Genomic DNA, 25844 nt, shown 5'->3' on the forward strand with positions numbered 1-25844 from the left:
TAACGCAATTGATGTAATAACATAACAATTGCAATTCAAGCGGAGCATATTGATGAAACGCGCCTTGGGGTCTGCCCTCAAAATCTTGGCCCTCAGAATGCCGGCCCTCGCAATCCCGGTCCTGGCGATCCCCACTCTGCTCTTTTCCGGCACCATGCGGGCAGCCGATGCGCCTGTCGTCGTCACCTCGATCAAACCGATCCATTCGCTGGTTTCGGCGATCATGCAGGGAGTCGGCGAACCCGAATTGATCGTCGATGGCGCCGCCTCCCCGCATACCTACAATCTGAAGCCATCGAATGCCCGCGCCCTGCAGGACGCCAAGGTGATCTTCTGGGTCGGCCCCGGTCTCGAGGCTTTCCTCGAAAAACCGCTGCAGGCGCTGGGCCGGGATGCCAGCATCGCGGCCCTCGACGACGCGCCCGGCCTCGTAAAGCTGCCTTTCCGTGAAGGCGGCGCTTTCGAGCCGCATGATGACGCCCCGGAGCACGAAAGTGCTTCCGGTCAGCATGATGAGGCTGACGCCGCACATGATGCTGATCCCGGGCACGCCAGTGACCATGACCATGACCACGGTACATTCGACACCCATCTCTGGCTCGACCCGATGAACGCCAAGGCCATGGCGGCCATGATCACTACGACGTTGGTCGCCGCCGATCCCGCCAATGCTCTGACCTATCAGGGCAACGCCAAGACGCTGGACGACAGGCTGGATGCGCTCGATACCGAGATCAAGGGCATGGTTGCTCCCGTCAAGGACAAGCCCTTCATCGTCTTCCACGACGCCTACCAGTATTTCGAGCACCGCTACGGCATCCGCGTCGCCGGCTCGATCACCGTCAGCCCGGAAACCATTCCCGGTGCGGAGCGGGTTTCGGAAATCCACCGCAAGGTCGGCGAACTCGGAGCCACCTGCGTCTTTGCCGAACCGCAGTTCGAGCCGCGCCTCGTCAATGTCGTCATCGAAGGCACGCGCGCCAAGTCAGGCGTGCTCGATCCCGAAGCGGCAACACTGAAGGCCGGTCCCGATCTCTACTTCAACCTCATGCGCGGCATCGCCAACAGCATGAAGGACTGCCTCTCCAGCGCATGAATCTTATGCGCTGCTCCGCGCGTCCTGCCGGACACGCGACGCTCCAGGAGAGCTGAGGCGGAAAAAGGCGGACAACCCCGTTCCGCCTTTTTTCGATGCGTCAAGTGTAATGATATAACATTATATACGAATCTGATGAGGTTCCCATGGACAACAGACTTCCCGTCACGGTGCTTTCAGGCTTCCTCGGCGCCGGCAAGACGACGCTGCTCAACCACGTGCTGACCAATCGCGAAGGCTTACGCGTCGCGGTTATCGTCAACGACATGAGCGAGGTGAATATCGATGCCGCCCTGGTGCGCGACGGCGGCGCCAATCTCTCCCGCACCGAGGAACAGCTCGTCGAGATGACCAATGGCTGCATCTGCTGCACGCTGCGCGACGATCTGCTGAAGGAGGTGCGCCAGCTCGCCGATCAGGGCCGCTTCGATTACCTCTTGATTGAATCGACCGGCATCGCCGAGCCCCTGCCCGTCGCCACCACCTTCGAATTTCGCGACGAGAATGGCCAAAGCCTTTCCGACGTCGCAAGGCTCGACACCATGGTGACAGTCGTCGACGCCGCCAATCTGCTTGCCGATTACGCCTCGGCCGATTTCCTCGCCGACCGCGGAGAAACGGCCGGCGACGGCGACAACAGAACTATCGTCGACCTGCTGGTCGAGCAGATCGAATTCGCCGACGTCGTGGTGCTGAACAAGATCGGCACGGCAACCAAGGAAGAGCGTGACGCTGCGCGCAAGATCATCACCGGCCTCAACCCGGATGCGAAGCTGATCGAGGCGGATTTCGGCAAGGTCGCCCTGAAAGACGTGCTCGGCACCGACCGCTTCGATATCGACAAGGCCGAGACCCATCCGCTCTGGTACAAGGAACTGCACGGTTTCCGCGATCACGTGCCGGAGACCGAGGAATATGGCATTCGCTCCTTCGTCTATCGCGAGAAGCGGCCCTTCCATCCGGCAAAGCTGCAGGCCTTCCTCGATCGGACATGGCCAGGCGTGGTGCGCGCCAAGGGCTTCTTCTGGCTGGCGACGCGCCCGCACCATGTCGGCGAGATCAGCCAGGCGGGCGCGATCGTGCGCACCGGCAAGATGGGTCTCTGGTGGGCGGCCGTACCCCGCGAACAATGGCCTGAGGAACCGGCCTTTATGCGCGCCATCGGCCCCTATCTCGACCCCGTCTGGGGCGACCGCCGCCAGGAAATCGTCTTCATCGGCGCCGATCCGATGGACGAAGCCTGGATAAGGAAGGAACTCGACGCCTGTCTGGTCGACGCCACTGTGTTTACACCGGAACGCTGGCGCAACCTGCCCGACCCCTTCGCCAGCTGGAACAGGCAGGCGGCATGACGGCGAAGGCAATCAAACGCACTCACTGCGTCTGTACCGAATGCGAACCGCTGCCGCCGATCGAAGGGCTTCATCCGCTTACGCACGAGAAGGATACCGACGCTGAAATCGGAAGACCAAGAGGTTTTCTCGGCATCATTGCTGAACGGGTCATGCCATCGCGCAGGCAACCCTGAAGCGGGTCATAACCGCCACCAGCTGAAGAAGCGAGGAAGGGCGCGAAACTGCTACACGCCCTCCCAGAATCAAAAAGGCGGCCGAAGCCGCCCTTTCCTGATCTATCGACCGATCAGCGACCGGCAATAATGCTGGAGATGACGCCGCTGGTGACGCCGATCAGCAGGTAGTCGTTATCGGCCCTGACCCAGCGATAACCGCGGGGCGGAGGCGCCAACCGGTAGCGGCGGTAGTCGTTGACATTGGAGAACCGGCGACGCTCGCTGGCATTGACGCGGTATCCCTTCTTCCAATGCGACCGGACGACCGTCTTCTTGACGACCACCTTCTTCTGCACGACGACAGGCGGACGGCGATGATCGTCGGCGCTGGCCTGGGAAACAACCATAGGGGACAGAAGGAAGGAGGCGGAAAGAAGAGCTGCAAAAATCTTTTTCATGTGGGGGTCCTCATGTTAGGCACGTGACCAAACTAGGGCCGAAAAGATGAACCGAAACTGAAATAAAAATTAAACTTTTGTAATGGAATCCAATAGCTACGGGTCGAAGCTTGTACTTTAGATTAAACTTATACTCAGCGCTCGAGGTTTTGGCGCGGCCGGTTGGCTTCGTCTTCTGGAGCCCTTCGGCCTCTGCTGCTCATCGCGTGGAAGGCGCGGCCGTGGAGGGTTGTCCTGCTGCTGGTGGCAGGCGGCATCCTCTTGATTCGATCTAGTCTCGCCCAAAGGTGCTCAGCGGCATCAAGAGATGCATAAAAATTTGAAACGGGCGCATAATCGAGTTTCGAAGCGACGCATCTTGGGAACAGGAGAATTCTACATGTCCCGTGAGGGGACGATCAGATCAAGACAACGAAGACCACAATGGAGGAAAACATGCCCGGTATCAGCATGCGCTATATCGTCGACGACGTCGACGCCGCAGTGGAATTCTACACAAGCTATCTCGGCTTCTCCGTCGCCCTTCGTCCCGCACCGAGTTTCGCCATCCTGACCAGGGACGGTTTTCGTCTGTTCGTCAGCGGCATGACGGGACCGGGCGGAGCATCTCAAGCAATGCCCGACGGGCGAAAGCCGGAGCCTGGCGGATGGAATCGTATCCAGATTGAGGTCGGAGACCTGGAGGCGAAAGTCACCGCACTGCGCCAAGCCGGTGCGCACTTCCGCAACGAGATCGTGCAGGGCATCGGCGGCAAGCAGATCCTGCTCGATGATCCGGCCGGAAACCCGATCGAACTCTTCGAAGCGCCCAAGAGGTGAATGAGGCGACGTCGGTCATGCGGTTCACCACGCGTTTTACGCTTCGCATCGGTGAACCGCACGCATGATCCCGGTCATGCGGTTTGCCACGCATTTTTCGGCCAGCATCGCAAACCGACGCCGTATTTCGATTACGGCAGCCCGGCTTCGGCATCTCTCACCCCAGGACTAGCCGGAACGCCTTGCCACCGGTGTGCGAGCGTGTAGTTTCGGATTCCCATCAATTCGAAGGCAGGGAAAACATGTCCGATTCCGCCGGCGGGCTCTCCGACTATGTTGGGATACTAGCCGTGTTTCTTCTCGTCGCCGCCAATGGCTTCTTCGTTGCCGCCGAATTCGCCCTCGTGTCGGTCAGGCGCAGCCGCGTCGCCGAACTCGCTGCGGCAGGCCGCATGAACGCCTCGGCACTTCAGCGCGCCGTCGACAACCTCGACTCCAACCTTGCAGCCACCCAGCTCGGCATCACCATCTCGTCGCTCGCGCTCGGCTGGGTTGGAGAACCGGCGCTTGCGCACCTGATCGAGCCGCTGCTGTCCTGGTTGCCCGGGCAATGGGCGACGGCGGGCGCGCATACTGTTGCCGTCGTCATCGCCTTCGTCATCATCACGGCCCTGCATATCGTGCTCGGCGAGCTCGCGCCGAAGAGCCTGGCGCTTCAGCGCAGCGAGGCCACTTCGCTTGCCGTGGTGCGCCCGCTCGGTCTGTTCCTGGTGCTGTTTAAGCCGGCGATCTTTGTCCTGAACGGCATGGGCAACATGGTGCTGCGGGGCGTCGGTCTTCGCGCCGGAACCGGGGAATCGTCGTTCCATTCGCCGCAGGAGCTCAAGCTGCTGGTCGCTGAGAGCCAGGAGGCCGGCCTTCTCAACCAGGTGCAGCAGCAGCTCGTCGAGCGGGTTTTCAACATCGGCGACAGACCGATCTCCGACATCATGACCCCGCGTCTCGACATCGAATGGTTCGACGCCGACGACAGCGAGGCCGAAATCCTGAAGACCATCCGCGAATGCAGCCACGAACAATTGCTGGTCGCCCGCGGCTCGATCGACGAGCCGATCGGCATGGTGTTGAAGAAGGACCTTCTCGATCAGGTTCTCGACGGCGGCAAGGTCCGTCCGATGGAGGTGATCAAGCAGCCGCTGGTGCTGCATGAAGGCACCTCGGTCGTCCGCGTGCTCGACAGTTTCAAGGCCTCACCCGTTCGCCTCGCCATCGTCATCGACGAATATGGCAGCCTCGAAGGCATCGTCACCCAGACCGACCTGCTCGAAGCCATCGCTGGCGACCTGCCGGGATCCAACGAAGAGCCCGATATCGTCGTCAGGGAAGACGGGTCGCTCTTGATCGATGCGATGATGCCGGCCTTCGACGCCTTCGAACGGCTCGGCCTGCGCGATCGTCCGGACGCCGATTTCCATACGCTGGCGGGCTTCGCGCTGCATCAGCTCCAGCACATCCCCGAAGCCGGCGAAACCTTCGTCTTCGACAACTGGCGCTTCGAAGTGCTCGACATGGACGGCATGCGTATCGACAAGATGCTCGCGACACGCATTCCCGCGGACGGGGCGGAGGCGTAGAGCCGGGAAAGGCTCTAATTCACCGCCAGCGTCCAGATCATCCCTGCGGCTGCGCAGGCTAGCAGCGTTGCGATCACGGAAGCCTTAAAGCGGAAGATCGCGACGGCAGCGGCGGCAGACAGCGCCATTGCCGCCGGCACGGCCGATTGCAGCACGGGAATATCGAGCCGCAAGCCGCCAAGGTGGACGGTCGCAACCTCGGCAAACAGCGTGTGCAGGGCAAACCAGATAGCGAGGTTGAGGATGACCCCGACCACCGCAGCCGTTATCGCCGACATCGCGCCGGCGAGCGCGATGTTGCCGCGCAGTTTTTCGATGAACGGCGCGCCGAGGAAGATCCACAGGAAACAGGGCACGAAGGTGACCCAGCTCGTCAGTATCGCCGCAAGCGTTGCAGCAAGCATCGGGTTCAGCGCTCCCGGATCCCTGTAGGCGCCCATGAAGCCAACGAACTGGACGACCATGATCAGCGGCCCGGGCGTCGTCTCGGCCATGCCGAGACCATCCAGCATCTCGCCGGGTTTCAGCCAGCCGAAATGCTGCACGGCCTCCTGTGCGACATAGGCCAGCACGGCATAGGCCCCGCCGAAGGTGACGACCGCCATTTTGCTGAAGAACAGGCCGATTTCGGTAAAGACGTTGTCGGCACCGAAGGTTGCGTAGAGCACTGCCAACGGAGCAAGCCAGAGGGCAAGCAGCACGGCCGAGATGCGTAGCGACCAGGCGAGATTCGGGCGCGCATGCGCCGGTACGCCTTCGCCGAGCGCCGACTCGGCATCCGACAGCACCGGCCCACTTCCCGCCTTATGGCCGCCACCCGTCTGAAAGGCGGCAAGCCCGAACCTGCCGCCGAGGAAGCCGGCAATGCCGGCCGCGAGCACGATCAGCGGGAACGGCACATGGAGAAAGAAGATGGCGATGAAGGCCGCGGCCGCGATACCGACCATGACGCGATTCTTGAGCGCACGGCCGCCGATGCGGATAACGGCCTGCACGACGACGGCAAGCACCGCCGCCTTCAGCCCGAAGAACAGGCCGGCGACGATGCCGACATTGCCGTAAGCCGCGTAGATATAGCTGAGACCGAGGATCGACAGGAACCCAGGCAGTACGAACAGCAGGCCGGCGACGAGACCGCCCACTGTCCGATGCATCAGCCAACCAATATAGATGGCGAGCTGCTGCGCCTCGGGTCCGGGAAGCAGCATGCAATAATTCAGCGCATGCAGAAAACGGTGCTCACCGATCCATCGCTTCTCGTCGACAATGATCCGATGCATGACGGCGATCTGGCCGGCAGGGCCGCCGAAACTCAGGGCGGCGACGCGCAGCCACACCCTGAAGGCATCGCCAAACGAGACGCCGTGATGATGCCCCTCTCCGGCGTCTTCCTCCGCCATTTTGCCACTGGGCGCATTATCCGTCATCTCGACCATCTCATGCTCTCTTCTTCGGCGCCGGCCAGTTGTGGGTTTCCTCGGTCGCATCGCGGCACCAGCGGAAGAAGGCGTCGTAGAGAAGCATCCCGGCCTCGAGCTGTTCCAGATCGTCGGAATACATCCTGGAGAGGCCGAGCGAGGCGGCCAGCAGGCCCGCCGCCTCGGGCGCGAGATCGAGCCTTGCGGTATCCGCCGCCCTGACGATCCGCGCCAGGCGCAGGAGCGGCTCCGATGCCAGCCCGAACTCCTCGACCATGACATCAAAGGTGCATAGTTCGCCGCGATGGCTCCAGAACACGTCATCGATATCGAAGGGCACCGCCCCGAAGCGCTCGCTGACGGCTAAAACCTCAGGCGCCGGCACGAACAGGAATACGGCGCTCGGATCGACGAAGCGCCGGATCAGCCAGGGACAGGCGATGCGGTCGATCTTCGGCCGCGCCCGCGTCACCCAGACCGTACGCCCCTCGGCGTCGCGTTGCGGCAGCTTTTCGTCGGGCACCGCCAGTCCTCCCGCAATCCAGGATTCGAAGCCGCCTTCGAGGCTCTCGGCGTCGATACCGGCATGGCGGAGATAGGCGGCGACGCCATGGCTGAGCTTGCTGCCTTTCTGGCAGACCACGACGACGGAATCGGCATCGACGCTGCCCGCCCAGGACCCGACCTCGGCATGACCCCGCCGGATCGAGCCCGGCACCAGGCGCGGATCGAGCGTGAAGTCCTCCTCGGTGCGAACGTCGATAATGCAAGGCGCACCGGGGGTTCCAATGAGGCGGTTGAGCTTGTCGGGAGAAATTTCGAGAAATGACGGCATGACGCGTCCCTCCGTTGATCGGTTTTACTGGACGCGATTCTTCAGCATGACGCCTCGTGGGGTGATCGCGACCCCATGCAGAAATCATTCGCAAACAGACCCCGTGGTGTCAAGCGCATTGCGCCGTAGCGGCGTGCCGTCCACCGGCGGCCTGCCATCCGCCAACGCACCCGATCAGCCGGCAGCTCTACCACCCGGGTCTCTGCCGGTCGCCCCCAAGCAGATGAGGGGGTGAGCGGCAAAGCCGCGAATGGCACGGAGCGCCAGTAAAGCGAGAATAATGAGTAGGAAAAGCCAATCAGCACAAGCGCTTCGGCCCAGAACGGAACAAAATGCCCACTTCTGCATTCTTCTCTCACCGAAAGAGGAGAAAGTACCATGACGTACGACCCCAATAATGCCAACGACCCGAATCGCCCGCTGAACCCAAATCTGGATCTGCGCACCACGCCGAGCGCGCGCAGCAGTAATACCTGGGTTGTCTGGGTCGCTGCATTGGCCGTGATCGCTGTCGCTGCATTCGCCTATTCGCAGTGGAGCACCCCCGGCACATCTCCGGACACGACAGCTTCCACAACCCAATCAGAGCCGGCGCCGGCTAAGCCGATCGCTCCGACTGACAACAGCGCAACGCCTGCACCGGCACCAGCACCGGCCACTCCGCCGGCTGCCCCTGCCCAGCAGTAACCGCTGTTTGGCCAGACGAAGCCGGCCCAGTGCCGGCTTCCTCTCTGCTGCGAGCTCTTGAAGCTTTTTAAGTAAACCCTATTTAAGGGATACTAAATCTGTCTCTGACGGCTGACCACGGATGTACTGGCAGCCGTTATCGAGACGGATCGAGGAAGGTCGGCGCGAGTTTCGCCCGGCCTTTTTTCTTGACCCTATTGGCAACGCCGGGATCAGGATATTATTTCCGGATCCTGTTATAGAAGGACTGCGGATCGTACACGCACTCGTAGTCGAGGAGGCAGAGCTTGCCATTGGCATCCCTTACTCTTGCGGTGTCGTACTTGTCGCCGAGATTGCACCTGGCTGGCGGATAACGGAAGCTGCGGCCGCCAAAGCCCATGCGCACGAAAACCGCCTTGTCCTTGCGGATGATCTGCGCAAGCTCTTCGCAACTGTGATCCCTGGCATTGACCTCCACCGCCTCGACGGCAAGAGCGACGGACGGAAACAACAGTGCGACGGCCAGAACAACGCTTTTCATGGAAACTCCTGAATGTGACCGAGCGAAGGTAGGGCATCGCACCGCAGGCCACCAGTGCGAGAACCGCCGGAATTATACACCGAGCATGGCGGCCTTGCCTTTTTACCTCCCGGCATGCTTGAGAAATCAGCTAAGGCACGAGCTCTTTGAAGGCAGCAAGGCCCAGGTGGACGGGCAATCCTTCGCTACTGCTTCTGCGAGGGCATCGCTACATCCCGATCCATTAAGATGTTTGGTCTACGCTGCCGGCCATGAAACCGACGTTTGGAGGCAGACACTTTGCATTGCCAGAGACGGAGCGGACAAGGGCCGTTCCAGCACGGAAGGTCGATGTGTCGCCCGCCGGAAGTTTCGATTGGCCGAAAACCAGGCGTTACGCCAAAAACGCGACCTTGGTGCTCTTGATCGTCACAAAGATTGCGGTTGCGACTATTTACGTCCTTAGACTAAACGCCTCGCATTCCTTCCAGGAATACGCACCGCCCATAGCAGTGATGGCGGCCCTGTCGTTTTTCATCGTCGCAGCTCTCTGGCTCGCCGGCATGAAACTGAGCGGCAGCGATTGAGGCACACACAAAGAACAATTTTCGAAAAGCGCGATGCGCTAGGGAAAATTATAGGGCGACGCAGGGTCGAAGACGCAGGAATAATCAAGGATGCACTGTCTTCCACCTGCATCGCGCAAACTGGTGGTGCTGCGCTTATCGCCCATGCTGCACTGGGCGGGTGGATAACGGAAACTGCGGCCGCCGAAACCGACGCGGACAAAGACCTTTTTGTTCTGGCGGATGATCTGTGTAAGCTCGCTGCAGCTATGCTCGCTCGCTTTGACGTTCATCACGCCTGCGGCAAAGGCAGGCAACGGCAGAGACAATGCGACGGCAAAAATAACGCTTCTCATAGACCCCTCCCGATACGCGAAAGGGAGATAGGGCGCACGACCGACGCGGCCAGTCCTGCGGACTGCGCCAACCATGCCGCTCGCTTCGAGAACAGTTTCCGGCAGGCCGGAAAATCCGGCCTGAGTTCGAATATATCAATCTTTTCAAGAAAAATGGTGGGTGATGTAGGGCTCGAACCTACGACCCGCTGATTAAGAGTCAGCTGCTCTACCAACTGAGCTAATCACCCGTTCGCGCTTGGCTGCGCGGTGTGACGGGGCGTATAAACAGGATCGGCAGCCTTGTCCAGCGCATAGCCGAAATTTCTTTGGTTAATCGCGAAGATTTTTCGGTTTGGCTGAAACGCAGCACATAACCCCGAAAATCGGAATCGATTTTCGGAAAGGATTATGCGCGGATTCAAAGTGATAGAGCGTCCTGTCGAACGCGCGGCGCTCTATCAAATCAAAGGTCGAGCGTGCCGCTTGCCAGCCGCACTGCCTGGCCGCCGATCCGCGCGTTGGAGATCGCCCCGCCGTCGACATCGATATGCAAGTGGATGAAGGACGGCCGGCCCATCTCGACGCCCTGCTCGATCATGATCGGATGATGCCCGTCCGTCAGCCGGTCGAAATGGTGGATCGCGCCGGAGAGCGCGGCTGCCGCCGAACCGGTGGCCGGGTCCTCGACGATACCCATGCCGCTTGCGAACATGCGCGCATGGAACTTCGCCACGTGGTTGACGCCGCCGCGGCAATAGACATAGGCCGAGGCAAGAGCGCCATCGACGAAGGGCACGATCTTTTCCCAGAGTTGCGGATCGAATTCCACCCGCTGCGTGGCTCCGACATCGTGCACCGGAATGAGCAGGAAGGGAACGCCGGCGCTCCAGATCGACGGGACGTGATTTTCGAAGCCGATCTCGGTCACCTTCAGCGATAACGCATCGGCGATGCCGAGCTTGTCGAGTGGCATGATGGCGGGTTGCGGTTTGCGCGGCAGGTCGAATTCGGCAAAGCTCGCCTCGCCCTCCCTCAGCCGCACGGCGCAGCGCACCGGCCCGACATTTTCCTCAAGCACCGTGACGAGATCACGCGTTGCAGCACCGTGCGCCCGTTCGGCCAGCGCCACCGCCGTGCCGACCGTAGGATGGCCGGCAAACGGCAGCTCGCGCCCAGGCGTGAATATCCTTAGACGCGCCGCATAGGCGGGGTTGGTTGAAGGCTGCACGAAGACCGTCTCCGAGAGATTGATCTCCCGGGTGATCGCCTGCATCGCCTCGTCGCTGAGATTGTCTCCGTCGAAGATCACCGCCAGCGGATTGCCCGCGAGCTTTCGATCGGTGAACACGTCATAGACGCTGTAGCTTCGCGCCACATCGGCCTCCCTGAATCGTCATCGCGCCGCCAACCTGCCCGACCGGGCGAACGAGTGCAAGGCGCTAAAACGCTTCACGTCAACCGGATTCACACGACGCGCTTTCGATCTTTACGTGACGCATGTCGTTATCCCGAAACGCTACATGGCTTTGGGCGGCATGAATCAACTCCGCTCGGCCTTACCGAAATACCAGTCGATCACAGGCAACATGGCGATGTTATAGGAATGGGCGGAGGGATCGGCCGAGCGGATCGCCACCGCGCCGGCGATCTCCTGGTCCTCGGCGACGAGCATATGCCGCTCGATCCGCTCGATCATCTCGTCCGCCGTCATGTCGAAGCGGAATAGCCGCAGCAGCGTCACCGTGCGCTTGTTATGGGTGGCGAACAGCCCCTCACCCGCGACAGAGTCGGCAAGATCGAGCCCGGTCTCCTCATGCACCTCGCGGCGCATGTTCGCCTCGATGTCGCAACGCCCGTCGACGATATCCTCCGGCTCCAGCGAGCCGGCGGCGAAATACACCTGGCCGGGATTGGCGGTATGGGGGCCCATGCGGATCGCCACCAGCGCGCCGTCGGAGGTTTCGAGCACCGGATAGGCGAAGATGTGAACACCGCCCTGACGCTGCGGCTGTCGGCGCCACCACATGAAGGCGGAAAAGGGAATGACGTGGCCCTCGCCCGCAATCCCGTTTTCACTGAGGGCGAGCCGTTGCTGAAACACCATGCGCCCGTCGAACAGCGCCGGATTGGCGGCGGTCTCCCGCGCCCAGTTCTCGCGGATGGCTGCATCCTCGGTAGCGACCAAAGGATGGGGACCGGGCAGAATGCGCAGATCCACGCCGGCAATCGGGAAGACCGTCGCCTCCGGCGGCCAGCCGGCGAAATCATCGGAAAAATTGATGTTGGTGAAATTCGCGTTCAAATTTGCATTCATGGGAGATCCAGTGTCATGACGACGGGGCAGTGATCGGACGCCTTCGGCCTGTCCCAGCCGGTGCGCGGATAACGCTCCACCTCCTGCCCCGGCGGGAAGATGGTGCGGTAGGGCTGGCCGGCGCGGATGATTTCGGGCAGGCGGCCGGCATTATGGGCGGCAAGTGCTGGCGAAAGCCAGAGATAGTCGAGCTGGCAAAGCCACTGCTCCTGCGGCCCGCGCGCGTGATAGAGCGTCCAGCGGTCGAGGGGTTCGCGGCGGCGCACGACATTTTCGGCAAAGCCGTCGCTACTGAAAACGTCGAGCGCGCTTTCGGTCTCGTTCTGATGTTCGAAGCGATAACCGGTGCCCCGGCGGCCGATGACATCGACACGCTCCTGATAATCGTTCATGTCTCCGCAGATGGCGAAGCTCTTCGTACCGGTTTGCTCCGCACCGAAGCGATCCTCGATGATGCGGCGCACGGCGCGCGCCTCGGCGCGGCGGATCGGCATGGTCGACTGCCGCCCGTCCAGCCCGTCGCGCGGATTGCCCATCGACTTGAAATGCACGACGTAGAGCGAAAATGGCCGGCCGCCGATCAGAAGGTCAAGCTCCAGGCAGTCGCGCTTGAAGATCTTGTCGTCGATGCGGTTGGTGAGCACCAACTCCTCATTGAAGAGATCGAGATCGCGATAGGTCGTCATCGCATGGCTACGAATGTCCCTCAGCTCGATCTTCTGGCCGTCGCGCGTTTCCTCGCGCATCAGCACGGCAACATCAATGCCGCGGCTGTCATTGCCCTCGACCAGGTATTTCTGGCGGTAGCCGTTTCCGACCATGCGGAAGAGATAGCCGTATTCGAAGGCCTGAAGGGCAGCCATGTTGTCGATTTCCTGCAGGCAGAGGATATCGGCGTCAGCGTCGGCGATCGCAAGGGCCGACATCTGCCGCGTGTCGTCGGTCGCGGCAATCACCCGCGCCTGCTCGAGCTGCTGGTACACGCCCTCGCTCGACACTTGGAAAAGCTTGATGACGCGGTCCTGGCGCAGCTGGTTTCGGAAGCCGGTGAAATCGAAACGGGTGAGAAGATTTTCGACATTGAAGGTGGCGAGGCGAAGCGACATGGGAAGGATCCGGTTGCGGGCAGTACCTTATCCGGCAATAGCCGCGGGAAAAGATGGCAGGGCCAAGAAATATGCGAATAATCACTCCTCTTGGAGCCCCAGAGGCGATTGCTTGTGACTTAGGCCGCAGACATTCCGCCGCAAGCCTCGGATAGTTCTCCGCAGAGGATAATCGTCGTTCCGGCGCGGGGGCATTTCATGAAGCGGGTTCTTGCATCGTTTGCGGTTCTGACGTCTCTCGCCGGCGCGGCCCTTGCCGACACTTACGGCGCCATTGCCTACTCGCCGTCGACCCACGCCATCGGCTGGTCCTATGCTTATGACAATCGCGGCGACGCCGAAACCGTCGCCCGGCGCATTTGCGATAGCAGCGCCAACGATTGTCGCATCGCCATCTGGTTCCGAAACGGCTGCGGCGCGGTGGCCGTCGGCCATCGCAGCGGCTGGGGCTCCGGCTGGGGTAATGATGGCCGCGAGGCCCAGCGCCAGGCGATCCGCAGTTGCAGAAAGCAAACAGGCAACTGCCGCGTCATCCGCTGGCAGTGTTCGGAGAGCGAATAAGCCGGCTAAGCCAAAGCAATGGCTATCCGAGCCACAAGGCAAGGCACGCCGACGAACAGGTCGCCTCGACGCGTTTTTCAGCGGCGCTTAGATCCCGCCGGGCGGGCTTGAGGTGGCGCCATCGTGAGGTTGGCTGTGCCCGCCATCAGAACTGCTCGACGAGCTCCCGTTGCTCGAACCGCCATGTAATTCACTTGGCCTAAATGTTCGGGTTTTCCATTCGTCGCCCCGTTTCTGCCGCTTTAAAGATGGGCATCCCTGAAGAACGCTCGCCGCAGTTAAAAGAAACGCCGAAAGCACGAAAACGGATCGGATACGCCTTACTTGAATTGGCATGCGAGTATGGTCCCTCAATAAACGATTGTCGCGCAGGCTTTATTTGACCCATAGCGCTCGTAGTAATTTAGCCGTTTGCTTCCATCACGGATTACCAGACCGGGGATATTCAACTTTTTGGCGATTCGAAAGAAGGCACCGACGACTTTCAACCTCATATCGTCGGGCTTCAACTGGTGTCACCGTGGAAGTCTAGCCCCGCCTTCCTCAAAGACGCCACCCGGTGCGGATGACAACACGAACCGCTTCGCCCGCCGCGACAGCCACGCGGCTGAAGGCGCGCAGCCTCTGACCGTTGCCGAGCATGAGCCTCACGGCGTAACGCTCGCCCTCGAAAAGTACGGATTCGACAGATGCCGGAGCCCCCTCGCCGCCGATGACCACATCCTCCGGCCGCACAAGGATATCGGCGCCATTGGTATTGGCAGCATGAAGCGCATCCTGCAGTTCGTCCCACTCCAGACGGCGTTCACGATTCACAACCGGCAGCGTGAGAATGGCCCCTCGTCCGATCAGGCCGCCGACGATGCGACCTTCCGGCCGGGCATAGATTTCGGCGGGAGCCGCCACCTGCAGGAGCCGCCCTTCCGACATGACGGCGACGTCGGTCGCGAGCGCCATCGCCTCGCTCTGGTCGTGGGTGACATAGATCATCGTCGCGCCCGAGCGCTGGTGGAACTCGCGAAAAGTCTCCTCCATTTCCTGTTTCAGGTGTCGGTCGAGATTGGCAAGCGGCTCGTCGAGCAGCACGACGTCAGGCGATGTCACCAGGCAGCGGGCAAGCGCCACGCGCTGTCGCTGGCCGCCGGAAAGATCGGCCGGACGCCGTTCGGCGTAGCTGGCGAGCCGGACGGTGCCGAGCGCGTCGCGCACCTTCGCCCGGTAGGCCTCGCCTGAGAGGCCGCGCACTTTGAGAGGATAGCCGACATTGTCGGCAACACTCATATGCGGCCACAGCGCGTAGGACTGAAAGACCATCGCCATGTTGCGCTTTTCCGGTGGCAGCGACTGCGCGGCATCGGCAAGCAATCTCTCGCCGAGATGGATCGAGCCATCGCTCGGTGTCTCGAAACCGGCGATCATCCGCAGCACTGTCGTCTTGCCGCAACCGGAAGGCCCGAGCAACGCCAGGAAGCCGCCCTCGCGCACATCGAGCGAAAAGCCACTGACGGCGGCCCGGCCTGTACCGAAATCCTTGCCGAGCTGGTTGAGGATCAGCCTCGCCATGGGATCACTCCTTTCGGCAGTCGTTTCGCCAGAAGCTCGAGCAGCAGCATCAGTACGACGACCATGAGGACGACGAGCACAGAGAGCGCCGAAGCAAGGTCCGAGCTGCCGCTATCATCGAGATTGTAGATGGCAACGCCGAGCGTCTGGGTGCCGGCAGACCAGAGCAGCGCCGAGATCGTCAGCTCGTTGCAGGCAATCAGAAAGACAAGAATAACGGAGGCGCCGGCGGCCGGCGCAATCAGCGGCAGGATGATATCGGCAAGCCGGCGGAAGAAGCCGGCGCCGGAAAGCCGTGCGGCCTCTTCCAGCGCCGGATCGAGCTGGTGGAAGGCGCTGACCACGGGTTTCAGGCTGACGGCGAAGAACGAGGAGAAATAGGCGATCTGGATGATCCAGATCGTGCCGTAGAGCGAGACGTGCAGGATCGGAATCGGTGCTGCGAACACCAGGATGAAGCAGACCGCCATGACGATGCCGGGCAGCGAATAGGGTATCTCGATCAGGCTGGAGACGATGCGTGACAACGCGTCCTTGCGCCGCGTCAGCGTGTAAGCCGCAAGCACTGTCACCACGAGGAGACCAAGCGCGGTCGCGCCGGCAAGCGACAGCGAATTGATGAAGGCGGTGCGCGTCACAGCCTGCCTGAACAGGATCTCCTCAAAGGCATGCAGCGACATGGTCTTGAAGGTGAGCGGCACGCCATAGGCCGGCACCAGCGCGCCGGCGACCAGCGCGAAGAAGGGTGCTGCCAGCATGAAGAACAGGATCACCCAGACGAGCGGCGTAAAAACCAGGCGCCAGGCGCCGAGCTCGAAGGCCGCACTCGCCCCTGATAGCCCGATGACGCGGTAGTCGCGGCCGCGCAGCGCCCGGTCCTGGATCATCAACCCGATGACCGAGATGATGGCGATGATCGCTGAGAGCACGGTGACATCGCCGAAGGTGCGGCTGGTGAAAGCGGAAAACTTGGTGAAGATCAACGTCGGCAGCGTGAAGATCGAGGCCGGAATGCCGAGAATGGCGGGAATGCCGAAATTGCCGGTGCAGGAGACGAAGGAGATCGCCGCACCCGCAATGATGCCGGGCAGCGACAGCGGCAGGATGATATCACGAAATACCCGCAGGCTGGAGGCACCGGAAAGCCGTGCTGCCTCGACGCCGTCGCGCGGCAACGTCATCAGCCCGGCCCGAAGCGCCAGATAGATCAGCGGCGCATGCTGCACGCCATAGAGCAGCGCGATGCCACCCACCGAATAGAGCGGCTGCGGCGAGCCGAGCGGCGGGGCGAGATGCAACGCCTTCAACAGCGGGCTGGAGGGGCCTGACATCTGTACCCAGGCAAGCGCCGTCACCTGCGGCGGGATCATCATCGGCAGCACGAAGAAGAAGCTGAGCAGCCCCTTGGCGCGGATATTGGTCAGCGTCAGCAGGAAGGCAAAGAGGCAGCCGATGACGAGCGAGATCGCCGTGCCCAGAATGGCGGTGACGACGGTGTAATAGGTCGCCGACCACAGCGACGCCTCGCTCAAAACCGTCATCACGCCGCCATCGGCAAAGGCCGCCATTCCAACCATGCCGAGGCGGGCGAGCGGCAGCACGCTGAGGATCAGGACGATGATGACGACAAAAGGAAACAGCCAGGCGGGCTGGCTGTTTCCGGTTTTGATGTATCCGTGCATGAAAGGATCAGTTCGAGCCGTAGATGCCCGAGAAGGTCTTGAGATCCCGGTCGGTATTCTTCAATGCTTCGGCCGCCTTGATCGGCAGGACCTGGATGGTGTCGCGCGCCGGAAAGCCTTCCGGCAGCTTCATGCCGTTGCGGGCCGGGATGTAGCCGAGCTTCAGGAAGCCTTCCTGGCCCTTTTCGGAGAGCACGTAATCGACGAATTTCTTGGCGGCATCGGCATTTTTGGTGCTGGCGAGGATGCCGACCGGCTCGGTGACGGCCGAAACGCCTTCGCTTGGGAAGACGAATTCGACAGGAGCGCCCTTGGCCTTCTCGCGGATCGGCAGGTAGTCGACGACCATGCCATAAGCCTTTTCGCCCGAGGCGACGGACTTCAGCACGGCGCCGTTGCCGCCGGCAGCGATCGCGCCATTTTCCGCAAGCGACTTGTAGAAATCCCAACCGAGTCCGGGAACGGCGGCAAGCGTCTGGGCGTGGATGAGGGCCGCACCCGAGGCAAGCGGGCTCGGCATGGTGACGAGGCCCTTGGCTTCCGGCTTGGTCAGGTCCTTCCAACTCGCAGGCTTCATCGCTGCCGAGGTATTGTACATGATGCCGGTGGTGATCAGCTTCGTCGAGTAGTAGTAGCCGTCGGCGTCATAAAGGGCGGCGTCGTACTGGGCAGCCTCCGGCGACTTGTAGGCCAAGAGCTTGCCGTCTTGCTTGAGGCGCTCCAGCGTCACCACGTCGGCGATGAGGAGGATGTCGGCAACCGGGTTGCCGGCCTGGATTTCGGCCTGGAGTTTCGCCATGATCTTCGGCGTGCCGTCGCGTACCCAGTCGACCTTGATATCGGGATTGGCGGCCATGAAACCATCGACCGTCGCCTGCGCGTCTTCGTTCGGCTGGCTGGTATAGAGAACCAGGTTTGCGGCCGAAGCCGGAATGGCAAAGAGGCTCGCGGCGACAAGTGCTGCGGCGGAGACGATCGTTTTCATGGGAGGGGTCCTCGATTTCGATACCCCTCCCTTATTAGGGGTCGTTGACAGAGATGTGACAAGGTGCGGCGGTTGGTCCACGCCCTGCACCACAGCTTTGCCACCGACTGGAATCAACTGCAGCAGATGCTTGACCAGCGGGGCCTGCCCGCCGATACGTCGCGCAGGCAGAGCCGGTCATGGCCCGCGGACAAAACCTCCGCGGCGGCCGGCCACAGCGCTCACACGCCGTGGCCCCTCGGATCGAATACTAGTTTGCAGCTTCTTCGATCAGTTCCGCCACCTTGTCGGGATGCGACACCATCACGACGTGGGAGGCGCCATCGACCACCACGGTCCGCTTGGAGCCTGCCCGCTCGGCCATGAAGCCTAGGGCTGCGGCCGGGATGTTCTTGTCGCCGGTGCCGTAGACAAACCACGACGGCAGCTTCTTCCAGGCGGGCTCGCCGGATTTTTCGGTCAGGGCAGCCTCGGTGACCGGACGTTGGGCAGCCGCCATCAGGGCCGCCTGTTCGGCCGGCACGTCGCTGGCGAACTGATCATGGAACTTGGCCTGGTCGATATAGAGATCGACACCGCCGGCGCTGAGCTTTACCGGGGCCGCAAGCGCTCCGCTCAGCGTACCGCCCGGAAACTTGCCGGCGAGATCTGCGACCGATTCTCCGGCATCCGGCGCGAAGGCCGCGACATAGACCAGCGACCTGACGTTGTCGTGGCCGTTGGCCGCGGTCGAAATGACCTGGCCGCCATAGGAGTGACCGACAAGGACCACAGGGCCGGCGATGCTGCCAACCACGTCGGAGACATAGGCAGCGTCGTTGGAAACGCTGCGCAGCGGATTGGCGGCTGCCACGACAGAAAAACCGTCCTTGCGCAGGATTTCGACGACGCCGTTCCAGCTGGATGAATCGGCAAAGGCGCCATGGACGAGGACAACGGTCGGCTTGGCCGGCTGAGCAACGGCAGCACCGGAAAGAAGAGCGCCCGCCAGGGCGACGGCAGCAGCAAACTTGAACATTGGTCATTTCCTTTCGTCGGTTGAGTTTCAAAGAAGCCGAATGGGGAGCCACAAGGGAATTCACCTGCTTGCGCATCTATTGACGCAGCAAACCTCTGCGGTTTCCGTGTTCGGTATATAATTTGTCCGCTATTTATTTGTACACGATCTAATTAGGCTCCCGCGTCTGCCGAGTCAATAGCTTGCAAACAGATCGCGCACAAATTATATTGAGATCAAAGGAGAGCGTGATGAAAGACACCAGATCAAATGATCTCGCTGACGTGCCCAAGATCGATGAAATGCTTTGCTTTTCGATCTATTCGGCAAGCCACGCCTTTAACCAGCTTTACCGTCCCCTGCTCGACGAGCTGGAACTCACCTATCCGCAATTTCTTGTCATGACCGCCTTGTGGGCGCGCGACGACCGCACGGTGAAGGATCTCGGCGAGACGCTTTTTCTCGACTCCAGCACCCTCACTCCGCTGCTGAAGCGGCTGGAAAATGTCGATCTCGTCACCCGCAACCGAAATCCCGCCGATGAGCGCCAGGTGCTCTTGCGCCTGACGGAGAAGGGACAGGCGCTCAAGAGCCGTGCCTCCCATGTGTTCGACTGCATCGGCAAGGCTGTCGGTCTCGACGCCGAGGCTGTCAGCAAGATTCGGGACACAATCGCTTCGCTCCGCGACAATATTCACAAGAAGGACAAACACGAGGGCTGACGTGGCCTCCACCACGTCGACGCTGCGCCAAGACAATTTCCGTCGACAAGCCGATGACATATTGTACGATCTGCCGCTCGGCTCGTGATCGGCCATAGCCGCCGCATGGCCGGAAGATGCCGGCGCTCAGAATCTTGCTAAGTCTCACGAAGCCGTGAACGCGCCGCCATTGCCATCTCGGAGCGTTGAGGTACGTCAGTCTTGTTTAAAGGGAGGAATTTCAATGGAATATCGTCTGCTCGGCCGTTCCGGCCTGAAGATTTCGACTTTGACCATGGGCACGATGACCTTCGGCGGCGTCGGCTGGGCGAAGACCGTCGGCGATCTCGGTGTCTCCGAGGCGAAAAAGATGATCGATATGTGCATCGATGCCGGCATCAATCTGATCGACACCGCCAACGCCTATTCCGACGGTGAATGCGAAAACATCATCGGCGATGTGCTCTCCGGCAAGCGGCCGCAAGGCGTGTTGCTCGCCACCAAGGCCCGCTTCAGCATGGGTGACGGCCCGAACGACCAGGGTCTGTCGCGCTACCACCTGATCCGCGAATGCGAGGCGAGCCTCAAGCGCCTGAAGACCGATGTCATCGACCTCTACCAGGTGCATGAATGGGACGGCCAGACGCCGCTTGAAGAGACGATGGAAGCCCTCGACACCCTGATCAGGCAGGGCAAGGTGCGTTATGTCGGCTGCTCGAACTATTCCGGCTGGCACATCATGAAGGCGCTCGGCATCGCCAACGAGCACCGGTACCAGCGCTTCGTCAGCCAGCAGATCCACTATACGCTGGAAGCCCGCGACGCCGAATACGAACTGCTGCCGATCTCGATCGACCAGGGTCTCGGCGTGCTGGTCTGGAGCCCGCTCGCCGGCGGCCTGCTCTCCGGCAAGCATCGCCGCAACCAGGCAGCGCCCGAAGGTACGCGCCAGTTCGCCGGTTGGACCGAACCGCCGATCCGCGACGAGAACCGCCTCTGGAACATAGTTGAGACGCTGGTCGCGATCGGTGGGGAACGCGGCGTTTCCGCCGCACAGGTGGCGCTCGCCTGGCTGATCGGTCGCAAGGCGGTGACCTCGGTCATCATCGGCGGCCGCACCGAAGCCCAGTTCCGCGACAACATCGCCGCCGCCGAGCTGAAACTCACGGACGAGGAGTGCAAGCGCCTCGACGCGGTCAGCCTGCCGCCGGTGATCTATCCCTATTGGCACCAGCTGAACACGGTTAGCGACAGGCTTGGTGAAGCCGACCTCGAGCTTTTCGGACCGCATCTGGAGCAATAGGCGGCAACGGATCAAGCATTGCACGGCGGAAGACAAAGCATGTCGCGCAAAAGTGCACAGCGGTTTTGCGACCACGACATGCTCAAATCAAAGACACTAAAGTGTGGCAGGCGAATCTGAAAGATCGCGTGATACTTTAGCCGTCACAAAAGATGCACTTTCGCCGTGTTACCGTAAGATCCCGCCACCCCGCGAGGTTCTGCATGCTGAAGAATTACAAGGTCCTGAAGGGTACGGCGAGCGCACTCGCTCTCGATGACGACAACGATCCCCATATCGAAATCCGCATCGAGGCGAACGGTGTCAGCTACCGCATCGCGCTCAACGTCCGCTCCAAGGAATCGCCGCACGATCTGCTCTATGCCAATGTCGTCGATTTCCGGCACCCGGCGCTGACGGAGGCGCTCGAAGCCCTGCCGATGGGCCTGACCGATATCCGCAAGGACCGTCCGGAGCTCGCGATCGACTATGTCCGCGGCGGACTGATCGAGCGCGAGGACATGAATGTCGCGCCCTTCCAGCTATCCGGCCCGAAGAACGACCTGCGCGATTTCATCGAGCCGATCGTCCAGGAAGGCATTGCCGATTCCGACGTGCATTTCTATGCCTTCGGCGAGGCCTGGGGGCCCGAGAACAACAAGCCGGACCAGTATTTCCGTTTCGAACCGGGCAACGGCATCCACGACATCCACATGAACCAGGGCGACGGCGGCAGCTTCAAGGCCACCAACGGGCCGAACCAGGACGGCGCCCTTCTCGTTCATTTCAACGATACCGACGAATGGGCGGCGATCTTCCTCTGCTTTCAGTCGCAGAACTGGAACACCGATGCGGCGACCGGCCATCCGGTTTCCGACAGCCGTGGCGGCCAGGGCCGCGGCGAAGGCACACGCCGGCCGCAGCCGATCGTCGCCTCGTCGCTACGCATCGTCGCCGCGCTGATCAACCCGGTCAACGGCGAAGGCGGCACCGAGGCCGAAACGGTAACGATCATCAACCGCTCCGACATGGAGGCATCGCTCGAAGGCTGGAAGCTCGAGGACGAAAACGGCAGGACCCAGACGCTGTCGGGATCGCTGAGCGCAGGCGAGCTGCGCACCATAGCGCTCGATGCCGCAGCCGGCGGACCGCAGCTTGCCAACCGGGGCGGCGACATCATTCTGCGCAATGCCGACGGCGCCGTTGCCGATCGGGTCGGCTACGGCAAGAGCGAGACGGCGAACGAAGGCTGGACGACGATCTTCTGATCGGCGCCCTGCCCTTGATCCGTCAGCCGGGCGGCTGGAATCAACTGCCGATCTCGGCCGAGATCAGTGCGCTCAGGCGGCCGATGCCATCTTCGATCATCTGCTCGTCGGCGCAGGAGAAGCTGAGGCGGATGGTGTTGGCGCCGGAACCGTCGGCGAAGAAAGCCTTGCCGGGCACGAAAGCGACCTTGGCGGTTTCGAGCGATTTCGCCAGCAGCTTGGCGCCGTCCATGCCTTCCGGCAGCGTGATCCAGATGAACATGCCGCCCTCCGGCTTCGTCCAGTTGGTGTCTTCAGGCATGTATTTATCAAGGGCTGTCAGCATACAGTTGCGACGCTGGCTGTAGGCGGCCTTGATCTTGGCGACCTGCGCGTCGAAGCCGCGCTCGGCGACATCGGATATCGCCATCTGGTTGATCGTCGAAGAATGCAGGTCGGCCGCCTGCTTCATCAGCACCAGCTTGCGGATGACGGGCGCATTGGCGACGATGAAGCCGACGCGAAGGCCGGGCGCCAGCGTCTTCGAGAAGCTGCCGCAATAGATCGTGCGCGTATCGTTGATATGACCCTTCTCGGCGATTTCGAGCGCCAGGATCGGCGGGATCGGATCGCCGTCGTAACGCAGCGACTGGTAGGCCGCGTCCTCGATGACGGCGATGTCGAGATCTTCCGCCAGTGCCAGGACCTTCTTGCGGCCGTCGAGATCGACGGTCTCGCCGGTCGGATTGGAGAAGTCGGTGGAGAGATAGGCGAACTTCACCTTGCCGCCGGCAGCGGAAGCGGCCGCGCGGTAAGACTCGGGCGTCCGGTTGCCGTTCGGCGTCAGCTGGTCGTAGGCCGGTTCATAGGCATTGAAGGCCTGCAGCGCGCCGAGATAGGTCGGCCACGTCACGAGCGCGGTGTCATCAGGCGACAGGAAGAGCTTGCCGAGATAATCGAGACCCTGCTGCGAACCGGACACGATGAAAACATTATCGAGTTCGCAGGGGATGTCGAGAGCTGCCATCTGCCCGACCAGCCATTCGCGCAGCGGTTTGTAGCCCTCGCTGACCGAATATTGCAGCGCCGAATTGACGGCGGCGCCGTCGAAGATATCGGCATAAGCCTGCTTGAATTCCTGATCCGGAAACAACGCCGGATCCGGAATACCGCCGGCAAAGGAGATGATGTCGGGCCGGTCGAGAAGCTTCAAGAGCTCGCGGATCTCGGATGCGCGCATGCGCGACGAGCGCGACGCAAACATGGTGTCCCAGTTCAGCATGGGGTTTCCTCGTATTTTTCTATTCCCCCAGCAGACCATGCCGGAGAATTTATGTCAACAATACTGACCTATTTTCTTGTCCCTGTGACAAGAAAGCGATTATTCCCCTGATCGATGCCGAAACCGCCTGATTCAGGCCTTTCCAAGACCAGCCCGGCGGCAGTAGTGTCGCCGCCACTATTCAATGTACTATCAAGGTGCCAGCAATGACCGCGACGACGACCTCTCCTGAAATCAAAATCGAACTCCATAAGTCTCCCGTCTCCGACGCCGACCGCATCCAGGCACTGGAGACGCCCGGCTTCGGTAAGGTCTTCACGGATCATATGGTCCTGGCACGATGGACTGCCGACAAGGGCTGGCACGATGCGAAGGTTACGCCGAGGCGTCCTCTGGAGCTCGATCCTGCAAGCGCCGTGTTACACTATGCTCAGGAAATTTTCGAAGGCATGAAAGCCTACAAGGCAGACGATGGCCGGATTCTGCTCTTTCGGCCCGAAGAGAACGCCCGCCGCTTCGCGCAGTCGGCGACCCGCATGGCTATGCCTCCTGTGCCCGAAGAACTCTTCCTGAAGGCGGTCGAAGAACTGGTCCGCGTTGACAAGGCCTGGATTCCATCCGGCGACGCCAGCCTCTACCTTCGCCCCTTCATGTTCGCCAACGAGGCGTTCCTGGGCGTTCGTCCAGCTCAGGAATATGTCTTCTGCATCATCGCCTCCCCGGTCGGCGCCTATTTCAAAGGCGGAGCGAAGGCGGTCTCGCTATGGGTCGAGACCGAATACACCCGTGCTGCCGCCGGCGGCACCGGTGCTGCAAAATGCGGCGGAAACTACGCAGCCAGCCTCGTGGCCCAAGCCGAGGCGGCGAAGAAGGATTGCGATCAGGTCGTCTTCCTGGATGCAGCAGAGCATCGCTGGGTCGAGGAACTCGGCGGCATGAACGTCTTCTTCGTTATGAATGACGGATCGGTGGTGACCCCGCCTCTTGGCGGCACGATCCTGCCGGGTATCACCCGGGCCTCGGTGATCGTGCTCGCTGGAGAAAAGGGCTTGCGCGTCGAGCAGCGTCCCTACTCCTTCGCGGAATGGCAGCAGGACGCAACCAGCGGCAAGCTCGTCGAAGCCTTCGCTTGCGGCACTGCCGCGGTCCTGGCGGGCATCGGCCTGGTTCGGCATGCCGGCGGCGAGTTTCTGATCGGAGACGGACAGACCGGCAAGTTGACCAGCGAACTGCGCCAGCAGCTCGTCAGTCTGCAGAAAGGCGTAACCAACGATGAGCGCGGCTGGACGCGCCTTATCCCGGCCTGAACTCCGGATGCGTCAGCCCAACGGCGGCGTCAACACCGACATGGTGGGCGCCGCTCTCCGCCTCGCCCGCAAAGCCGCCGGGCTGGCGATCTATTCCGCCCTGGAGTTCGTTTCGATCTGCACGATACGATGTTCTTCGAGCCGACAGCCATTAAGCAATCCGCGGATCTCTTTCGAAACCGGGCGTCGCCCGGTTTTTTGTTGCCGAGTCAGCCGGAAAAACCATCGTCAACGTCCCATTTTGCGACCGGAATAGCACCAACGCCAAAAACGGTTCGCCATTGACCGATGCCAAGTGAATTCTTACTATCTACTAATCGATAGAGGAAAGGTAAGAATGGCAACCGCAACCCTCTCTACAAAATTCCAGATCTCCATTCCCAAGGAAGTGCGCGAACAACAGCACTGGTCGGCGGGACAGGAATTCGTGTTCATACCCAAAGGCAAAGGCGTATTGCTGATGCCGGTCCCGACGCTTGCCGATCTTCGCGGCATCGCCGAAGGCGCAGACAACAAAAACTACCGTGACCGGAACGACCGCTTCTGATGCGCGTGATCGACAGCTCCGCATGGATAGAATGGCTGACGAAAAGTGCTGCTGGAACGCGGCTGCAGGCTGAAATCCCGGAACGCGATCAATGCATCGTTCCGACGATCGTGCAGCTTGAGCTTTCCAAATGGCTGGCACGCGAAAAGGACGAGGAAGCCGTCGACAGCTTCATCGCTTATACCGCGACATGCATGGTTGTTTCTCTCGACACAACGCTTGCTCGCCGTGCTGCCGAAATATCGGCAACCCATAAACTCGCCACCGCCGATGCGATCATTTATGCGACCGCGGAGCGCCATGATGCCGATATCCTGACCTGCGACGCCCATTTCAAGGATCTCGAACGCGTCATCTATATCGATAAAAAAGACTGATCCGCATGTGACCCAAGCCCTCGACGGCTGGGCACAACGCTTCTATCACAAACTGGGAAATGATAATCTGGCATCAGGAATGGCTGAAAA

27 protein-coding genes and 1 tRNA gene are annotated in these 25844 nt (G+C 61.2%); 14 read left to right on the plus strand and 14 right to left on the minus strand.

The window, feature by feature from the left end:
• Positions 1-52: 52 nt before the first annotated feature.
• The 3 genes from G9X67_RS06250 to G9X67_RS34900 all read left to right on the plus strand — a co-directional run bounded on the left by G9X67_RS06250 (position 53) and on the right by G9X67_RS34900 (position 2624).
• The gene (locus G9X67_RS06250; RefSeq protein ID WP_138330618.1) at positions 53-1096 is read left to right on the plus strand and encodes a zinc ABC transporter substrate-binding protein; all 1044 of its coding nucleotides are present in this window, start codon (positions 53-55) and stop codon (positions 1094-1096) included.
• Positions 1097-1242: 146 nt separating this feature from the next.
• The gene (gene zigA / locus G9X67_RS06255; protein WP_138330617.1) at positions 1243-2448 is read left to right on the plus strand and encodes a zinc metallochaperone GTPase ZigA; all 1206 of its coding nucleotides are present in this window, start codon (positions 1243-1245) and stop codon (positions 2446-2448) included.
• Complete coding sequence (locus G9X67_RS34900; protein ID WP_138330616.1) at positions 2445-2624, plus strand: hypothetical protein; 180 nt, start codon at positions 2445-2447, stop codon at positions 2622-2624. Before zigA ends, G9X67_RS34900 begins: the two co-directional genes overlap by 4 nt.
• A 113-nt stretch (positions 2625-2737) precedes the next feature.
• Here G9X67_RS34900 and G9X67_RS06260 read toward each other — a convergent pair whose 3' ends face one another.
• Positions 2738-3064, minus strand: coding sequence for an RcnB family protein (locus tag G9X67_RS06260; protein ID WP_138330615.1), 327 nt, complete (start codon positions 3062-3064; stop codon positions 2738-2740).
• A 435-nt stretch (positions 3065-3499) separates the two neighbouring features.
• Between G9X67_RS06260 and G9X67_RS06265 the strand changes: the two genes are divergently transcribed.
• Both G9X67_RS06265 and G9X67_RS06270 read left to right on the plus strand, forming a co-directional pair.
• Entirely contained in the window at positions 3500-3883 is a 384-nt protein-coding gene (locus tag G9X67_RS06265) for a VOC family protein (protein WP_138330614.1), read from the plus strand.
• A gap of 242 nt (positions 3884-4125) precedes the next feature.
• Complete coding sequence (locus G9X67_RS06270) at positions 4126-5457, plus strand: hemolysin family protein (RefSeq protein WP_027683853.1); 1332 nt, start codon at positions 4126-4128, stop codon at positions 5455-5457.
• Between the two features lie 14 nt (positions 5458-5471).
• On the opposite strand, the gene chrA is transcribed toward G9X67_RS06270, so the two are convergent.
• Entirely contained in the window at positions 5472-6893 is a 1422-nt protein-coding gene (chrA, locus tag G9X67_RS06275; RefSeq protein WP_138330613.1) for a chromate efflux transporter, read from the minus strand.
• A gap of 1 nt (position 6894) precedes the next feature.
• Positions 6895-7710, minus strand: coding sequence for a sulfurtransferase/chromate resistance protein (locus G9X67_RS06280; RefSeq protein WP_138330612.1), 816 nt, complete (start codon positions 7708-7710; stop codon positions 6895-6897).
• A gap of 378 nt (positions 7711-8088) precedes the next feature.
• Here G9X67_RS06280 and G9X67_RS06285 point away from each other — a divergent pair, with 378 nt between their 5' ends.
• Positions 8089-8397 (plus strand): hypothetical protein, encoded by a 309-nt coding sequence (locus tag G9X67_RS06285; RefSeq protein WP_003541169.1) that lies wholly within the window; start codon positions 8089-8091, stop codon positions 8395-8397.
• Between the two features lie 220 nt (positions 8398-8617).
• Here G9X67_RS06285 and G9X67_RS06290 read toward each other — a convergent pair whose 3' ends face one another.
• Positions 8618-8920 carry a hypothetical protein gene (locus G9X67_RS06290; RefSeq protein WP_138330611.1) on the minus strand — a complete coding sequence of 101 codons (303 nt, stop codon included), beginning with the start codon at positions 8918-8920 and terminating at the stop codon, positions 8618-8620.
• 332 nt (positions 8921-9252) lie between these two features.
• Between G9X67_RS06290 and G9X67_RS06295 the strand changes: the two genes are divergently transcribed.
• Positions 9253-9486 (plus strand): hypothetical protein, encoded by a 234-nt coding sequence (locus tag G9X67_RS06295; RefSeq protein ID WP_246697145.1) that lies wholly within the window; start codon positions 9253-9255, stop codon positions 9484-9486.
• Between the two features lie 38 nt (positions 9487-9524).
• Here G9X67_RS06295 and G9X67_RS06300 read toward each other — a convergent pair whose 3' ends face one another.
• From G9X67_RS06300 to G9X67_RS06320, 5 genes are all read right to left on the minus strand, one after another.
• On the minus strand, positions 9525-9821 hold the full coding sequence (locus G9X67_RS06300; RefSeq protein WP_138330610.1) for a hypothetical protein: 297 nt from the start codon (positions 9819-9821) through the stop codon (positions 9525-9527).
• A 154-nt stretch (positions 9822-9975) separates the two neighbouring features.
• Positions 9976-10051, minus strand: a tRNA-Lys gene (locus G9X67_RS06305).
• A gap of 215 nt (positions 10052-10266) precedes the next feature.
• On the minus strand, positions 10267-11178 hold the full coding sequence (locus tag G9X67_RS06310; RefSeq protein ID WP_138330609.1) for a PhzF family phenazine biosynthesis protein: 912 nt from the start codon (positions 11176-11178) through the stop codon (positions 10267-10269).
• 165 nt (positions 11179-11343) lie between these two features.
• The gene (locus G9X67_RS06315; protein WP_138330608.1) at positions 11344-12117 is read right to left on the minus strand and encodes an NUDIX hydrolase; all 774 of its coding nucleotides are present in this window, start codon (positions 12115-12117) and stop codon (positions 11344-11346) included.
• Entirely contained in the window at positions 12114-13223 is a 1110-nt protein-coding gene (locus tag G9X67_RS06320; protein WP_138330607.1) for an endonuclease/exonuclease/phosphatase family protein, read from the minus strand. The genes G9X67_RS06315 and G9X67_RS06320 overlap by 4 nt, the downstream gene beginning before the upstream one ends.
• Positions 13224-13421: 198 nt before the next feature.
• Here G9X67_RS06320 and G9X67_RS06325 point away from each other — a divergent pair, with 198 nt between their 5' ends.
• The gene (locus tag G9X67_RS06325) at positions 13422-13784 is read left to right on the plus strand and encodes a DUF4189 domain-containing protein (RefSeq protein ID WP_171598382.1); all 363 of its coding nucleotides are present in this window, start codon (positions 13422-13424) and stop codon (positions 13782-13784) included.
• A gap of 543 nt (positions 13785-14327) precedes the next feature.
• Here G9X67_RS06325 and G9X67_RS06330 read toward each other — a convergent pair.
• The 4 genes from G9X67_RS06330 to G9X67_RS06345 all read right to left on the minus strand — a co-directional run bounded on the left by G9X67_RS06330 (position 14328) and on the right by G9X67_RS06345 (position 19032).
• A complete protein-coding gene (locus tag G9X67_RS06330) occupies positions 14328-15347 on the minus strand; it encodes an ABC transporter ATP-binding protein (RefSeq protein WP_171598383.1) in 1020 nt (339 codons plus the stop codon).
• Positions 15335-17029 (minus strand): iron ABC transporter permease, encoded by a 1695-nt coding sequence (locus tag G9X67_RS06335; protein ID WP_138330604.1) that lies wholly within the window; start codon positions 17027-17029, stop codon positions 15335-15337. The genes G9X67_RS06330 and G9X67_RS06335 overlap by 13 nt, the downstream gene beginning before the upstream one ends.
• Positions 17030-17036: 7 nt before the next feature.
• Positions 17037-18014, minus strand: a complete 978-nt coding sequence (locus G9X67_RS06340; RefSeq protein WP_138330603.1) for an ABC transporter substrate-binding protein — start codon at positions 18012-18014, stop codon at positions 17037-17039.
• Between the two features lie 250 nt (positions 18015-18264).
• Positions 18265-19032: an alpha/beta hydrolase gene (locus G9X67_RS06345; RefSeq protein ID WP_138330602.1), complete on the minus strand. Its 768-nt coding sequence runs from the start codon at positions 19030-19032 to the stop codon at positions 18265-18267.
• Positions 19033-19262: 230 nt separating this feature from the next.
• On the opposite strand from G9X67_RS06345, the gene G9X67_RS06350 reads away from it, so the two are divergent.
• The 3 genes from G9X67_RS06350 (at position 19263) to G9X67_RS06360 (ending at position 22262) form a co-directional block, all read left to right on the plus strand.
• On the plus strand, positions 19263-19733 hold the full coding sequence (locus G9X67_RS06350; protein ID WP_138330601.1) for a MarR family transcriptional regulator: 471 nt from the start codon (positions 19263-19265) through the stop codon (positions 19731-19733).
• Positions 19734-19956: 223 nt separating this feature from the next.
• On the plus strand, positions 19957-21015 hold the full coding sequence (locus G9X67_RS06355; protein WP_138330600.1) for an aldo/keto reductase: 1059 nt from the start codon (positions 19957-19959) through the stop codon (positions 21013-21015).
• A 203-nt stretch (positions 21016-21218) separates the two neighbouring features.
• Entirely contained in the window at positions 21219-22262 is a 1044-nt protein-coding gene (locus G9X67_RS06360) for a DUF2278 family protein (RefSeq protein ID WP_138330599.1), read from the plus strand.
• A 40-nt stretch (positions 22263-22302) separates the two neighbouring features.
• Here the strand turns inward: G9X67_RS06360 and G9X67_RS06365 are convergent, their stop codons facing one another.
• Positions 22303-23523 carry a PLP-dependent aminotransferase family protein gene (locus G9X67_RS06365; protein WP_138330598.1) on the minus strand — a complete coding sequence of 407 codons (1221 nt, stop codon included), beginning with the start codon at positions 23521-23523 and terminating at the stop codon, positions 22303-22305.
• 206 nt (positions 23524-23729) lie between these two features.
• Between G9X67_RS06365 and G9X67_RS06370 the strand changes: the two genes are divergently transcribed.
• From G9X67_RS06370 to G9X67_RS06380, 3 genes are all read left to right on the plus strand, one after another.
• Positions 23730-24830, plus strand: a complete 1101-nt coding sequence (locus tag G9X67_RS06370; RefSeq protein WP_138330597.1) for a branched-chain amino acid aminotransferase — start codon at positions 23730-23732, stop codon at positions 24828-24830.
• A gap of 337 nt (positions 24831-25167) precedes the next feature.
• Entirely contained in the window at positions 25168-25377 is a 210-nt protein-coding gene (locus G9X67_RS06375; RefSeq protein WP_003541204.1) for an AbrB/MazE/SpoVT family DNA-binding domain-containing protein, read from the plus strand.
• Complete coding sequence (locus G9X67_RS06380) at positions 25377-25754, plus strand: type II toxin-antitoxin system VapC family toxin (RefSeq protein ID WP_138330596.1); 378 nt, start codon at positions 25377-25379, stop codon at positions 25752-25754. The genes G9X67_RS06375 and G9X67_RS06380 overlap by 1 nt, the downstream gene beginning before the upstream one ends.
• Positions 25755-25844 lie beyond the last annotated feature (90 nt).

Source organism: Rhizobium sp. WYCCWR 11152, from assembly GCF_013087615.1.
Taxonomy (GTDB): Bacteria; Pseudomonadota; Alphaproteobacteria; order Rhizobiales; family Rhizobiaceae; genus Rhizobium; species Rhizobium indicum.